13 protein-coding genes are annotated in these 13071 nt (G+C 62.4%); 1 reads left to right on the plus strand and 12 read right to left on the minus strand.

Features of this window, described 5'->3' with window-relative positions; all coding sequences use genetic code 11:
• Window position 1: 1 nt before the first annotated feature.
• The 12 genes from trbJ to ACCQ10_RS11370 all read right to left on the minus strand — a co-directional run bounded on the left by trbJ (window position 2) and on the right by ACCQ10_RS11370 (window position 11982).
• On the minus strand, window positions 2–739 hold the full coding sequence (gene trbJ, locus ACCQ10_RS11315; protein ID WP_372360675.1) for a P-type conjugative transfer protein TrbJ: 738 nt from the start codon (window positions 737–739) through the stop codon (window positions 2–4).
• Complete coding sequence (trbE, locus tag ACCQ10_RS11320) at window positions 736–3186, minus strand: conjugal transfer protein TrbE (protein WP_372360676.1); 2451 nt, start codon at window positions 3184–3186, stop codon at window positions 736–738. The genes trbJ and trbE overlap by 4 nt, the downstream gene beginning before the upstream one ends.
• A 13-nt stretch (window positions 3187–3199) precedes the next feature.
• Complete coding sequence (locus ACCQ10_RS11325) at window positions 3200–3469, minus strand: VirB3 family type IV secretion system protein (RefSeq protein WP_372360677.1); 270 nt, start codon at window positions 3467–3469, stop codon at window positions 3200–3202.
• Window positions 3466–3849: a TrbC/VirB2 family type IV secretion system protein gene (locus ACCQ10_RS11330; RefSeq protein WP_372360678.1), complete on the minus strand. Its 384-nt coding sequence runs from the start codon at window positions 3847–3849 to the stop codon at window positions 3466–3468. The genes ACCQ10_RS11325 and ACCQ10_RS11330 overlap by 4 nt, the downstream gene beginning before the upstream one ends.
• Window positions 3846–4871, minus strand: a complete 1026-nt coding sequence (trbB, locus tag ACCQ10_RS11335; RefSeq protein WP_372360679.1) for a P-type conjugative transfer ATPase TrbB — start codon at window positions 4869–4871, stop codon at window positions 3846–3848. The genes ACCQ10_RS11330 and trbB overlap by 4 nt, the downstream gene beginning before the upstream one ends.
• Window positions 4868–5332: a CopG family transcriptional regulator gene (locus ACCQ10_RS11340; RefSeq protein ID WP_372360680.1), complete on the minus strand. Its 465-nt coding sequence runs from the start codon at window positions 5330–5332 to the stop codon at window positions 4868–4870. The genes trbB and ACCQ10_RS11340 overlap by 4 nt, the downstream gene beginning before the upstream one ends.
• Window positions 5329–7332 carry a conjugal transfer protein TraG gene (locus ACCQ10_RS11345; protein ID WP_372360681.1) on the minus strand — a complete coding sequence of 668 codons (2004 nt, stop codon included), beginning with the start codon at window positions 7330–7332 and terminating at the stop codon, window positions 5329–5331. The genes ACCQ10_RS11340 and ACCQ10_RS11345 overlap by 4 nt, the downstream gene beginning before the upstream one ends.
• 222 nt (window positions 7333–7554) lie before the next feature.
• A complete protein-coding gene (locus ACCQ10_RS11350) occupies window positions 7555–7830 on the minus strand; it encodes an EexN family lipoprotein (protein ID WP_372360682.1) in 276 nt (91 codons plus the stop codon).
• A gap of 32 nt (window positions 7831–7862) precedes the next feature.
• Window positions 7863–8771 carry a LysR family transcriptional regulator gene (locus ACCQ10_RS11355; RefSeq protein ID WP_372360683.1) on the minus strand — a complete coding sequence of 303 codons (909 nt, stop codon included), beginning with the start codon at window positions 8769–8771 and terminating at the stop codon, window positions 7863–7865.
• A 329-nt stretch (window positions 8772–9100) separates the two neighbouring features.
• Window positions 9101–10087, minus strand: a complete 987-nt coding sequence (locus ACCQ10_RS11360; protein ID WP_372360684.1) for an aldo/keto reductase — start codon at window positions 10085–10087, stop codon at window positions 9101–9103.
• Between the two features lie 18 nt (window positions 10088–10105).
• The gene (locus ACCQ10_RS11365) at window positions 10106–10984 is read right to left on the minus strand and encodes an SDR family NAD(P)-dependent oxidoreductase (RefSeq protein ID WP_372360685.1); all 879 of its coding nucleotides are present in this window, start codon (window positions 10982–10984) and stop codon (window positions 10106–10108) included.
• A gap of 32 nt (window positions 10985–11016) precedes the next feature.
• Window positions 11017–11982 carry an SDR family NAD(P)-dependent oxidoreductase gene (locus ACCQ10_RS11370; RefSeq protein WP_372360686.1) on the minus strand — a complete coding sequence of 322 codons (966 nt, stop codon included), beginning with the start codon at window positions 11980–11982 and terminating at the stop codon, window positions 11017–11019.
• 131 nt (window positions 11983–12113) lie between these two features.
• On the opposite strand from ACCQ10_RS11370, the gene ACCQ10_RS11375 reads away from it, so the two are divergent.
• The gene (locus ACCQ10_RS11375) at window positions 12114–13064 is read left to right on the plus strand and encodes a LysR family transcriptional regulator (RefSeq protein ID WP_372360687.1); all 951 of its coding nucleotides are present in this window, start codon (window positions 12114–12116) and stop codon (window positions 13062–13064) included.
• The last annotated feature ends 7 nt before the right edge of the window (window positions 13065–13071 follow it).

Consider the following 13071-nt stretch of genomic DNA (forward strand, 5'->3'; position numbering starts at 1 on the left):
GTCAGTTGCCGTAGAAGGTCACGGGCTGCGGCGTGTACGCCGTGCCGGTGCCGAGGAAACGCCGCGTCATCTCGCGGCCACGTTCGACGGCCGCGGCCTGACGCGCCAGTTCCAGCGCCGTTGCACGCCCCTGCGTAAGCTGGAGCTGCTGCGCCTGGATCGACTGCTTGGCTTGCAAGGCGAGAAGCTGATTGGTCGCCTGCTGCGCTTGCAAAGCGCCAGTCGCGGACTGGCTTTGGCTCACGAGGTCGGTCAGCACGCCCTCGTCGTCGGTCAGGTTCTGCGACACCTGCGCTTGCATCTGCATCGCGGTCTGCAAGCCGTTGAGCGTGTTCTGCCAACGCTGGCGCGCGTCCTGGTACATCTGATTGCCGCTGACGGTGGCGGCGTACTGCTCCGGGTACAGGCGGGAGAACTCGGCGTTCATGCTCTGCACCTCAAACGCCAGCCCTTGCGCCTGCGCAATCAGGCGTTCGGTGGTGGCGAGCGTCGAGCGCAGCCGGTTGACCACGGTGAACGGCAGGCTCGCCAGGTTGCGTCCCTGATTGACCAGCATCTGCGCTTCGTTCTGGAGCTGGTTGATCTGGTTCTCGATCATTTCCATCGTACGAATCGCCGTCAGCGTGTTCTGCACGAGGTTGGTCGGGTCGATGACGGTGATGGCCGCCGCTGGCTGCGCGAGCAGCAGCGAGCCGGACAGCACGGCGGCGAACGCCGTGGAAAGCACACGGGTTTTCATGGCGAAATCTCCAGCGGTTGAGAAGCGAGGAAAGAAGCCGCCGACGGTGCGGACGGCAGCAGATCGGCGGCCCAATCGAGGCCGCGATGGCGCAGCCAGCCGCCGGCAAAGCCCGGCGTGCCGGCCTGCGCCAGCACGCGGTCTATGTCGCGTTGGTCTTGCGGTGTGGATGCGCCCGCGAACGCGAGCGCGACCGGCCCCAGGTCAAGGTCGAACAGGCGATTGCCCGCGCGGGATTGGTAGTAGTAGTCGTGCTTGGGCTGCGCGGTGGCGACGATCTCAATCTGTCGGCTGTTGAGGCCGAAGCCTTCGTAGATCGTGCGAATCTGCGGCTCGGTGGCCTGCGGGTTCGGGAGGAAGATGCGGCTGGCGCAACTCTCGATGATCGCGGGAGCGATGCTTGAATCCTTGATGTCGGCGAGCGACTGCGTGGCGAAGATGACGCTGACGTTCTTCTTGCGCAGCGTCTTGAGCCACTGGCGGATGCGCGCGGCGAATACCGGGTCATCGAGAAACAGCCAGGCTTCATCGAGGATCAGCAGCGTCGGCGCACCGTCGAAACGCTCATCGAAGCGCGCAAAGAGGTAATGCAGCACGGCCGTGACGGCGGCCTTGCTGTGCATCAGCTCTTCCATCTCGAAGCCCTGCACGTCGGCCAGTCCCAGCCGGTCGCGGTCGGCGTCGAGCAGCTTGCCGTGCGCGCCGCCGAGCACGTAGGGCGCGAGCGCCTGCCGCAGCGCATTGGATTGCAGCAGTACCGAGAACCCGGTGAGCGTGCGCTGTTCGACCGGCGCACCGGCGAGGCTGCCGAGCGCCGACCAGATCGCCACCTTCTCGTCGGGGCCGATGGCGACACCTTCGTGGCGTAGCCGGCCCTCGATCCACTCGGCGGCCCAGGTGCGGTAGCCCTCCTGGTCGATGCGTGCGAGCGGCTGGAACGCGATGCCGCCGTCGGCGCCGAGGTCGTAGTGCTCGCCGCCCAAGCCGAGGATGGTGGCGCGCATCGAGCGCCCCATGTCGAAGGCGAAGATCCGTGCGCCGCGATAGCGGCGGAACTGCAAGACCAGCAGCGCCAGCAGGACGGACTTGCCCATGCCGGTCGGGCCGGCCACCAGCGTATGCCCCACGTCGCCGATGTGCGTCACCAGCCGGAACGGCGTCGCGCCTTCAGTGCGGGTGACCACCAGCGGCGGCCCGTCGAGGTGATCGTTCTTCTCCGGCCCGGCCCACACCGCCGATTCCGGCATCAGGTGCGCCAGGTTCAGCGTCGAGACGATGGGCTGGCGCACGTTCGCATAGGCATTGCCCGGCACCGACGACAGCCACGCCTCCACGGCGTTGAGTGTTTCGGGGATGGTGACGTGGCCGCGTCCCTGAATCGCACGTTCCACCATGCGCAGCTTCTCGTCGGCCGCGTTGGCATCGGTGTCGAGCACGGTCACGGTCGCGGTGATGTAGCCGTAGGCGACTTGATCGCTGCCCAGCTCCTGCATCGCCGCGTCGGCGTCGGCGGCCTTGTTGCTGGCGTCGGTATCAACCAGTGGAGATTCCTGCTGGAAGATCGTTTCGCGCAGCAGCGCAAGGACGTTCTTGCGCTTGGCGAACCACTGCCGGCGCAGGCGGCCGAGTTCCTTTTCGGCCTCGGACTTGTCCATGCAGATAAAGCGCGTGCTCCAGCGGTACGCGAATCCCAGCCGGTTGAGGTCATCGAGAATCCCTGGCCAGGTCGAGGTCGGGAAGCCGCGCACGGTGGCAACGCGCACATGGTGGTTGCCCAGCATCGGCGCCAGTCCACCGATCAGCGGCGCATCGGCTAGCAGCGCGTCGAGGTGAAACGGCACTTCCGGCATGCCGATGCCATAGCGCCGCGTCGAGATGGTGCAGTGCAGATAGGTCAGCGTTTCGCTGTCACCGAGCCACGCGATTTCCGGCATTACGCCGTCGAGCAAGTCGTAGAGGCGTTCCGTCTCCGCGACGAAGGCGGTCAGGCGCTCGCGCCAGTCCACGCCTTCGGTCGGCCGGTTCTCGTACAGCAGGCCGGCAGCGCGGGCGCGGGATTCTTCGGGCGGCAGGTATTGCAGCGTCAGGTGATAGACGCTCTCGAAGTGACTGCCGGATTCCTCGAATGTGGCGCGGCGTTCCTCGTCCACGAGCCACGACAGCGGCTCGGGAAAATCGGAGTGCGGATAGTCCGCCGCTGGTCGGCGTTCGGCTTCGATGTAGAAGGCCCAGCCGGAACCGCAGCGGCGCAGCGCGTTGTTCTGGCGGGCGGCCGTGGCGATCAGCTCGCCTTGCGTCGCACTATCGAGGTCGGGGCCACGAAAGCGCGCCGTGCGCTGGAAACTGCCGTCCTTGTTGAGCACGACGCCCGGCGCGACCAGGCCGGCCCACGGGAGCCAGTCGGCGAGCAAGGCCGGACGCTGGCGGTATTCGGCAAGGTTGAGCATCGCGGCGTCCTCCTCACACGTCCAGCAGCGGCTTGTGCTTGAGGTGACGGGCGAACACCTGCATGAACTGCGCATCGACCCGCGCTCCCCACACGGCGAGCGAGTGGCCGACGATCCAGAGCACCAGCCCCGGAATCCACATTTGCAGGCCCAGCCCGACGGCGGCGGCCATCGTGCCGTTGGCGATCGCCACGGTGCGCGGTGCACCGCCCATCAGGATCGGCTCGGTCAGCGAGCGATGCAGCGGCACCTCGAAGCCCGGCAAGTCGTTGGCGGTGCTCATACGACCGCCCCGCCGGAGAACGAGAAGAACGACAGGAAGAACGAGGACGCCGCGAAGGCGATGCTCAATCCGAACAAGATCTGGATGAGCTTGCGGAAGCCGCCGCTGGTGTCGCCGAAGGCGAGCGCGAGGCCCGTGGCGATGATGATGATGACGGCGACGATGCGCGCCACCGGCCCTTGGATGGATTCAAGGATGGATTCGAGTGGGCTTTCCCACGGCATCGACGAACCGGATGCGCGCGCAGTGCCGGCGAGCAGCAGCATCACGGCAGCAGACAGCAAGCCTTGATGCGCCGGGCCTGCCAGACGCCGCAGGCGTGCAGTGATCGAAGCCGGATTTACGGAAATGCGGAAAGCATGGATGTGCATCTGCGTCATGGCAGTTCTCCAGAGTGGTCGGGGGATGGGAAAGACAGCGGTAGCTCGGGAAGCGACGGCTCCAGCGCATCCGCCAGGCGATAGCCCGCGCCGTCGTAGCCGGCGACGCGGGCGATGCTCTCGATGCGGCGCTTGCGGCCGCGGCCGGCGATGAACACGACGACGTTCACCGCCTCGGCGATCAGGGCGCGCGGCGGATTCACCGCGACTTCGAGAATCAACTGCTCCAGGCGCAGCAGCGCGCCCAAGGCGGAGCCGGCGTGGACGGTGGCGATGCCACCGGGATGGCCAGTGCCCCACACCTTCACCAAGTCCAGGGCTTCGCCGCCGCGCACTTCGCCGACGATCACACGGTCGGGGCGCAGGCGCATCGTGGCGCGCACCAGTTCTGTCATCGACACGACGCCGGCACGGGTGCGCAGCGGAACGTGGTCGCGCGCCGCGCATTGCAGCTCGATGGTGTCTTCCAGCACCAGCACGCGGTCGCCGGTGGCGGCGATTTCCGCGAGCAAGGCATTGGCGAGCGTGGTCTTGCCGGTGCTGGTGCCGCCCGCGATGAGGATGTTCTGCCGCTCGCGCACGGCGCGGCGCAAGAACTCGGCTTGCGGTGCGGACAGGATGCCGTCGGCGACGTAGCGATCCAGGCCGATGATGCTCACGGCCCGCTTGCGCAAGGCGAAGGCTGGCCCCGGCGCCGCTGGCGGCAAGATGCCCTCGAAGCGTTCGCCCGTTTCCGGTAGTTCGGCGGTCAAGAGCGGCTGGCCGCGATGCACTTCCGCGCCGACGTGCGCGGCGACCAGTCGGATGATGCGTTCGCCATCTTCCTCGGACAGCTCCACGCCCATCGGCGCACGGCCCGACAACAGCCGATCAACCCATAGCGTGCGGTCGGGGTTGAGCATGATTTCCACCACGTCGGGGTCTTCGAGCGCGGCGGCAATCAGCGGCCCCATAGCCGTGCGCAACATACGGATGCGCCGGTCGAGTGATGTGGAAGCAAAGGACTGCACCACGGCGCTCATGACGCACGCTCCTGCGCCTCGGCCAGTGCCACCGCATCGTCCAGCTGCGCGGCGTCGGGGTTCAGTTCCTCCACCACATCCCGCACCAAGCTGCGTCCGCGCATCAGATGGCGACCAAGCTGTTCGACGAACTGTTCGAAGCGCGCCCTGCCCTGTGCGCGGGCCGCTTCCTGGTGGGCTTCGGGAACCGGCGTGCTGACCGTGAGGTAGTAGCGAACGAACAGCGCCAGCGTCTCGATCTCGATGTTCTGGTCGCGCTCCAGCCGCTCGAACTGGCGCGAAAGTCGATCGAGGCGCTTGGCAATCGCGGCCTCGCGCTGGTCACCAGCGTCGGGCGACAGCCAGGACGCAAGCGCCGCGGCGACGATGCTGGATTTGGAGACGCCTTTCTTGGCGGCCAGCTCGTCGAGGCGCTTGGCCTGCTCGTGGGAAATGAACAGGTTGAGGCGGTACTGGCTCATAGCTCGATCCCGTCTTGTTGGTCGAGGGATGCCAGCCGGGCCGTGCGTTGCATGGCCGGATCGAGCTGGCGAGGAAGCGGCAATGGCAGGTCGTCGTCATCAAGCAGCGCCAGGTCGGAGTCGGCGCTCTGCGGTTCGGAGCTGTATTCGGAAACTTCGGATAGCTCCGGCTGCCGGCGCGGGCCACCGTCATCGGCAGTGCCGGTGCCGTCGCCCGCAAGGCCAGCAGCAACAGACGCAGCCGGCACGGCGGGAATTGCCAGTCCGCTCCAGTCGTCGGGCCGCAACGGCGGCGCATCGGCGTAGCGCCCGATGGCGAGCGCAGGCGGTGGCAGCACGCGGCGCTTGAAATTGGCGTCGGTGTAATAGCGCAGCTTCTTCGCCTTGATCGGCGCGACGCTGGACACCATCACCACCTCGTCGTCGGGCGAAAGCTGCATCACTTCGCCCGGCGTTAGGAGCGGTCGCGCGGTTTCCTGGCGCGACACCATGAGGTGCCCGAGCCACGGCGCGAGTCGATGGCCGGCGTAGTTGCGCTGCGCGCGCAGCTCGGTCGCGGTACCGAGCGTTTCAGAAATGCGCTTGGCGGTGCGTTCGTCGTTGGTGGCGAACGTCACCCGCACATGGCAGTTGTCGAGGATGGAATGGTTCTGTCCGTAGGCTTTGTCGATCTGGTTGAGCGACTGCGCGATAAGGAAGCTGCGAATGCCGTAGCCGGCCATGAACGCCAAGGCCGTCTCGAAGAAGTCCAAGCGCCCGAGCGCCGGGAACTCGTCCAGCATCAGCAGCAGCTTGTGGCGGCGCGCGATGCCGTCGCTGCCGTCGAGCGATTCAGTGAGCCGCCGGCCGATCTGGTTGAGGATCAGGCGCACCAGCGGCTTCGTGCGACTAATGTCGGACGGCGGCACAACGAGATACAGCGAGATGGGATGTTCGGACGCGATCAGGTCGGCAATGCGCCAATCGCAACGCGACGTGACTTCGGCCACCGTGGGGTCACGGTACAGGCCGAGGAACGACATGGCCGTGGACAACACGCCCGACCGCTCGTTGTCCGACTTGTTGAGCACTTCACGCGCGGCTGATGCGACGACAGGATGCGGCGCGTCGCCCAGATGCCGCGTTGTCATCATCCGGTGCAGCGTCAGCTCGAACGGGCAAGCCGGATCGGAGAGGAAGTTGGCGACGCCGCGCAGTGTCTTGTCCTCGCTCGCGTAGAGCACATGCAGGATCGCGCCGACCAGCAGCGCGTGCGAGGTCTTCTCCCAATGGTTGCGCTTCTCCAAGGCCCCTTCGGGATCGACCAGAATGTCCGCGATGTTCTGTACGTCGCGTACTTCATGCGCGCCGCGTCGGACTTCGAGCAGCGGGTTGTATGCGGCCGACTTCGGATCGGTGGGGTTGAACAGCAGGCAGTGCGAGAAGCGCGAACGCCAGCCGGCGGTGATTTGCCAGTTCTCGCCCTTGATGTCGTGGATGACGGCGGACGCGGGCCAGCTCAACAGCGTCGGCACCACCAAGCCGACGCCCTTGCCGGAGCGCGTCGGCGCGAAGGTCAGAACATGTTCCGGGCCTTCATGGCGCAGGTACTGGCTGCGATAGCGGCCAAGGAACACGCCCGCAGGCTGGTCGAGGCCGGCATTGCGAATATCGGCAAGTTCGGCCCAGCGCGCCGAGCCGTAGGTCGTGACCAGCCTCGATTGCCGCGAGCGCCACACCGACATGCCGATGGCGACGACCACGGCGACCAGGCCGCTACCGCCAGCGATTGCGCCGCCGTTGTCGAAGATGCGCGGCGCGTAGGCGTCGAAGAAAAACCACCACTCGAACAACCGCCACGGGTGATAGACCGGTGTGCCGAAGAAGTCGAACCACGGCGAGCCAAGGCGTAGCTGGTAGCCCAAGACTGCTGCTGTCCACTGTGTCGCAGCCCATACGCCAGCGATCACGATGCCGAACACGGCGACAATCTGTCCGAACAGCACGCCTTGACCTTGCATCTCGGCCTCCGCTTTCTCCTGTGCAACACGCGACACAAGGGCGTGCCGTACATGCGAGGATCGGAGTCAGGTCAAGGGCCGGTCAAAGACCGTTATCAGGACAAAGATTCCCTATAACGCATCAATTCATGAAGTGGCGAAGCAAATAAAAACGCCGCAAGCGACAGCGCGCTGCGGCGTATTGAGCAGAAATTTACGGTTCTTGTCGTATGTCGTACACGATCAGAACTTGGGTTGTTCCTTCGTCGGCGTGTAGGGCGTATTGCCGTCGCCAAGGAAACGTTGGTTCGTCGCTTCGGCTACACGGTTACAGAGTTCATCGCCGAGCTTGGCGCGATCCGTCTTGCACTGCTGGCGTAGGGTCTTCAGCCGTTCGGGATTGGCTGCGAGCGATTCCACCGTTTCGATCCGGCCGGATGCGGTGACCGTCTCGGTTGGTTCGGACCTACCGCAGGCCACCAGCATCGTGGCAAGCAGAAGCGAGACTGTCTTCTTCATGACTCGATTTCCTCCAGTGGATCAGGCTTTGCTCATGCAGCAGATGTCTTTCCATTTGGTGGCTCAACGGCATAGACCCGTTCAATGAAACGGGCCAGAGCATCCGACGGTTCGTTCCCCACACGCAGCAGGTAAGTCGTGAGCTTATGCGAACCACCGGCCAACGGTCGTGCTACGACACTTGGTTCACGGCTGGCGGCTATTTGCGAAGCCCCGGCCAGTCCCAGCGCAATTCCTGCTGACACCAGCGTCATCATCAGGTCGAAAGAGGCAACCCGCTCGGCGATCAAGGGCTCTTGATTCGCTCGGCACAATACCCGTTCTACTTGACGTACATGTCCTTCGTATGAACTCGTGTCACCAAGTATCATGGGGTAGCGCAACGCCTCATCCAAAGGCACTTGCTTGTATGCAAGCAAAGGATGGCGCGCAGGTACTGCTAACATCAATGGATCATGCCATATGGGCTCCGCAATGAGCTCATCGCCAACCTCATCCGATTGAGCGAATCCTACGTCATACACATCGCCCTGCAAGCCCTTGATCTGCTGTGACAGAGGCACCTCGGACAGACGAATTTCGATCTCAGGCTCTTCCTTCCTGCAAAGCGCAAGCAGAGTCGAGAAGCACGATGGCGTAATGCCGTCCGACAAAGCTACTCGCAATTGACTGTGATAGCCGTTGGCTGCAGCCTTCACGCTGTCACGTGCCTGCTGCAAGGCAGTGAAGACGCGCGGGACGTGTTCCAAGAATAGCTTTCCCGCACGGGTCAGTCGGGTACTGCGCGTGGTACGCACAAAGAGCTGTGTGCCGAGGTCCTCTTCCAACTCCTTGATCGCTCGCGACAGCGGCGACTGTTCAATGTGCAGTCGCTCCGCTGCGCGGGCGAAATGGAGTTCTTCAGCGACGGCAAGGAAGCATCGAAGGTGACGTAGCTCCATTACTTCTACCTGGTCTTTTCAGCAAGAATCAAGGGAGTGCTCTAAGGACTTGCTCGGTACGCTCACAGATTCGCCGCGCGTCTTAGTTGCCGGCACTCATGACCTGGGCCGGCAGCCGATCACTGGCACTCTTGACTGCGTGCTCTTCAAACCGACAGGACAACGTCATGCAACATCGGCCATCACCTGGAAAAGCGCATCGCAACACGTTGCTGGATCCGACATGAAACCGAGGAAAGCAGAGGCATACGCTCCGACCAGAACTGATTCTGGGAAAGCTACTGCAAGGAAGCAATGTGACTGGACTTACTGCTCAACATCGCAGCAGATCAGGCCTCATCAATCAGTCTCATTCCCTGCTCCGTATAGCGAGTGCCCTCGACCGGATTGCTGTCAATGATGACTCTGATCGCGTTCAGATCATCGGACGTCAAATCAACCTCGGCTGCTCCAACATTCTCTTGAAGTCGATGAATTTTTGTCGTTCCCGGAATCGGCACAATCCACTGTTTCTGCTCAAGGAGCCAGGCTAGAGCAATCTGTGCAGGGGTCGCACCTTTGCGCTGGGCAATTTCGTCAATGGCATTGACCAAACGCTGGTTCGACTCGCGTGCCTCCGCTTGGAATCGGGGCAGCATGCTACGAATATCGTCCTTGCCGAATGACGTCTTCATGTCTATTTTGCCGCCCAGGAAGCCTTTGCCGAGTGGGCTGAAAGGCACGAAACCTATACCTAGTTCGTCGAGCATCGGCAAGATCTCTGCCTCGGGGTCGCGCGTGAACAGCGAATATTCGCTCTGTATGGCAGCAACGGGTTGCACGGCATGCGCGCGGCGAATCGTCTGCACACCCGCCTCGGACAGTCCGAAGTGTTTCACCTTGCCTTCGACAATTAGATCCTTCACCGTACCCGCCACGTCCTCGATCGGTACGTTGGGATCAACGCGGTGCTGGTAGAACAGGTCGATCCGGTCGGTCTTCAGACGCTTTAACGACTGCTCAGCGACGAAGCGAATACGCTCAGGTCGGCTGTCCAGTTCGCCCGTGCGAGCATTGCCGTCCTTCCAACCGAATTTGGTCGCGTAGACCACGTTGTCTCTGACGGAGGCGAGCGCCTCTCCCAGCAACTCCTCGTTGTCCGCTCCGTAAGCCTCAGCGGTGTCGAAGAAGGTGACGCCGAGGTCGTGCGCCGCACGCAGCAGCTTTACCGCATCGCCGCGATCCGTTGCCGGACCGTAGCCATACGTCAAGCCCATAACGCCTATGCCGAGCGCGGATACTTTCAGGCCATTTTTACCCAACACGCGAGTTTTCATAGAAATTCTCCTTTCCAGTCATATGATGGCGCCCCAATCAAGGCCGTTTATCCGAATGACGGTCGGATTTGACTCTCGCCAGCAAGCCTCCGGGCAAGCAATTCGTCGCATCTCCGCAACCACCGGATGGTGGCGGCGCCGGTAGCCACAAATACTCAGTCCGCCGTCCACCGCAAAATCGGCTCCGGTAACGAAGCTCGCTTCATCGGAGGCAATGAACGCGACCACGGAGGCTACTTCTTCCACCTTGCCAAAACGATGCAGCGGCACGAGTTGCGTCACGCGGTTGATGTGCGCCTGAATGCCTTCAGCTGACAGATCCGTCTTATCGTAGATCGGAGTCTCGATCGGCCCCGGGCTCACCAGGTTGAAGCGGACGCCATCCTGCGCAAACTCCTTCGCCCATACTTTTGTGTAGCTAGCGACGGCGGCCTTGCTTCCGGCATAGGTGGACATATTCGCCAGCGGCCTCGCGATGATCGAGGAGGTCAAGTTGACCACATTGCCCTTTACGGCTTTGAGCAACGGAAGCGCCTGATGGGTCAGATCGACCAGCCCGCGCACGTTCGTGACGAACACGCGGTCGTACTCGTCAAGGGTAGTTTCGGCGAATGGCGTCACCGGCGCGATACCCGCGTTGTTAACCAGAATATCGAGCCTGCCATGGCGCTTCCGTACTTCGGACACGAGATTGGCAACATCCTGGGGCTTGCCGAGGTCGGCCACGAGGTAGGAGATGTTCTCGTGCTGGTTTGCAGCTTCTTCGAGAGTTTCCTCCGTGCGGCCGGTAATGACTACCGTAACGCCTTCATCGGCGAAACGCTTTGCGATGGCGCGTCCGATGCCGGTACCGGCACCCGTGACGAGCGCGATTTTTCCTTTCAACCCTGCTGTCATTTCGGATGCCCCTCCACTAACAAATTCAACGTTCAAAACTGTTCGCCAACCAATTCTTCGGCCTTGGCCCACAACGCGCGTGCATGTTCCACGTTGAGTGCATAGGAACGGACGCCGTTGGTAACGCCCTCCGAGTCATTAATCTCCGCAACGTGGCAGTCCTCGCAATAATGGCCGCCTACTGCATCAGCCGAAGCCACTGTGGCAGCCCAAACTGAAGTCGCTGCGCCTTGCGGGATCGTTTTCCACTGGAAGGGCGGCAGCCCCCTGGCGGCGTTGGCGGCGTTGATCTGTTCGATGAAGGCTGCATCCACCTCTGGGCTGTAGTGGCGCTGCAACTCCGTCTGCACGCCACCGGGATGCACCGTCGTCGCACGAACGCCACGATCTCGATGGCGCCGGTCGAACTCCACAGCCAACAGAGCGGCCGCCGTCTTAGAGCGTCCGTAAGCAATCCACGGGGCGTACTCAGTCTTTTCGAAATTCGGATCGTCCAGATTGACGTCGGCGATTTGGTGTGCTGCGGAGGACAGCGTCACCAGCCGACCACCATCACCCAGTAGGGGGGCGATGCGATTCACCAACACGAAATGTCCGAGATAGTTGGTGCCGAATTGGGTCTCGAAACCATCAGCTGTGTGGCCGAAGGGTGTTGCCATGACGCCTGCATTAGCAATAACGATGTCGAACGGGCGCTCCTCATCCAGCAGCTGATTAGTTGCGGTACGCACGCTCGCGAGGTCGGCAAGATCAAGATGAACTAGGTCGAGGGAGCCGCCAGCGGCCGATGCCGCTTCACGGACGAGCTTCGTCGCCTGTTCTGCCTTGGCGACGTCGCGTGCCGTACCCGTCACCTGCGCGCCATGCGCCGCGAGTGATCGCGCCGTTTCCACCCCGAGCCCTGCGGAAACCCCTGTGATCAGAACACGTTTCCCCTTCAGATTTAGTCCTGAGAGAACTTCATCCGCAGTCGAGGTTGCGTCAAACCTGGAAGTCATCTTCTCTCCTTCATAACAATGCAACGGTGTTTGATGAGCGGGACACCGCCCGCTCTTTTGGCTCGTCTAAGAATGTAATCCTATGGCACCATGTTGATAATTAGCCTCAAACTCAGTATAATAATTCCACTATGGAACAAATTGGCTTTGATCGACTTACCGGCATCATCGCTTTCGCACGTGCTGCCTCCCTTGGCAGCTATACCGCTGCGGCGAGATCCCTATCGGTTTCTCCCTCCGCCATCAGCAAGAGCGTTCAACGTTTGGAAGAGCGGCTGGGCATCCGCCTGTTTACCCGCACGACCCGATCATTGACCCTAACGCCCGAGGGGCACGACCTGCACGATAAGGCACTGAAGCTGTTGCGGGACGCCGAAGAAATCGAACAGGCCGCGGCCGCCGCACGATCTGAGCCGGCAGGAGTTCTGCGTATAACTGCCCCTCTTCCAGTCGGGATTCATCTCATCGCTCCTTTCCTGCCGAAGTTCAGGGAGCGATATCCTGCACTCTCCGTGGACCTCCGACTGAACGACCAGTTTTCCGATCTTGTTGAAGAAGGTATCGACGTTGCCATCCGCATTGGGCGCCTAGCCGACTCCAGGCTCATTGCACGCAAGCTCGCTTCCAATACGGTATGCACCTTTGCGTCGCCGGCGTACCTTGCACGGCGGGTTGCCCCGGAACGCCCGGAGGACCTTGAATCACACGATTGCGTCAACGTCCGCTTCCAGAGTTCCGGGCAACCGTTGCGCTGGCCGTTCCGAATGGGCAAGCATGTGGTCGAAATAGCACCAAGCCCGGCCATCATCGTAGACAATACGGACGCTGTGGCAACCGCTATCGTCGCTGGTGGCGGTATCGGGATACTGCCAATCTTTATCGCAATGGCCTTCGTTGAACGCGGGGCACTCGTGCCAGTGCTGAAAGATTATTGGGTCGAGCGAAACGACATTGTGGCGCTTTGGCCCGAGAGTCGCCGGGGTAGCCCCAACGTCAAGGTGTTCATGAAATTTCTGGAAGAGATTTTTCCTGACCCGACCCCTTGGGATAAGGCTTTTTTGGACTGGGTTCCGTCTTCCTGACCCGCCA

This window comes from Xanthomonas sp. NCPPB 1325, assembly GCF_041477645.2.
GTDB classification, from domain to species: Bacteria; Pseudomonadota; Gammaproteobacteria; order Xanthomonadales; family Xanthomonadaceae; genus Xanthomonas; species Xanthomonas cannabis.

Bases quoted from the DNA above. Each gene is read 5' to 3' on its own strand.
- trbE (WP_372360676.1), bottom strand. From the start codon at position 3,186: ATGCTCAACCTTGCCGAATACCGCCAGCGTCCGGCCTTGCTCGCCGAC.
- ACCQ10_RS11345 (WP_372360681.1), bottom strand. From the start codon at position 7,332: ATGCAAGGTCAAGGCGTGCTGTTCGGACAGATTGTCGCCGTGTTCGGC.
- ACCQ10_RS11340 (WP_372360680.1), bottom strand. From the start codon at position 5,332: ATGAGCCAGTACCGCCTCAACCTGTTCATTTCCCACGAGCAGGCCAAG.
- ACCQ10_RS11325 (WP_372360677.1), bottom strand. From the start codon at position 3,469: ATGAGCACCGCCAACGACTTGCCGGGCTTCGAGGTGCCGCTGCATCGC.
- ACCQ10_RS11360 (WP_372360684.1), bottom strand. From the start codon at position 10,087: ATGAAAACTCGCGTGTTGGGTAAAAATGGCCTGAAAGTATCCGCGCTC.
- ACCQ10_RS11330 (WP_372360678.1), bottom strand. From the start codon at position 3,849: ATGACGCAGATGCACATCCATGCTTTCCGCATTTCCGTAAATCCGGCT.
- ACCQ10_RS11355 (WP_372360683.1), bottom strand. From the start codon at position 8,771: ATGGAGCTACGTCACCTTCGATGCTTCCTTGCCGTCGCTGAAGAACTC.
- trbB (WP_372360679.1), bottom strand. From the start codon at position 4,871: ATGAGCGCCGTGGTGCAGTCCTTTGCTTCCACATCACTCGACCGGCGC.
- ACCQ10_RS11375 (WP_372360687.1), top strand. From the start codon at position 12,114: ATGGAACAAATTGGCTTTGATCGACTTACCGGCATCATCGCTTTCGCA.
- trbJ (WP_372360675.1), bottom strand. From the start codon at position 739: ATGAAAACCCGTGTGCTTTCCACGGCGTTCGCCGCCGTGCTGTCCGGC.
- ACCQ10_RS11370 (WP_372360686.1), bottom strand. From the start codon at position 11,982: ATGACTTCCAGGTTTGACGCAACCTCGACTGCGGATGAAGTTCTCTCA.
- ACCQ10_RS11365 (WP_372360685.1), bottom strand. From the start codon at position 10,984: ATGACAGCAGGGTTGAAAGGAAAAATCGCGCTCGTCACGGGTGCCGGT.
- ACCQ10_RS11350 (WP_372360682.1), bottom strand. From the start codon at position 7,830: ATGAAGAAGACAGTCTCGCTTCTGCTTGCCACGATGCTGGTGGCCTGC.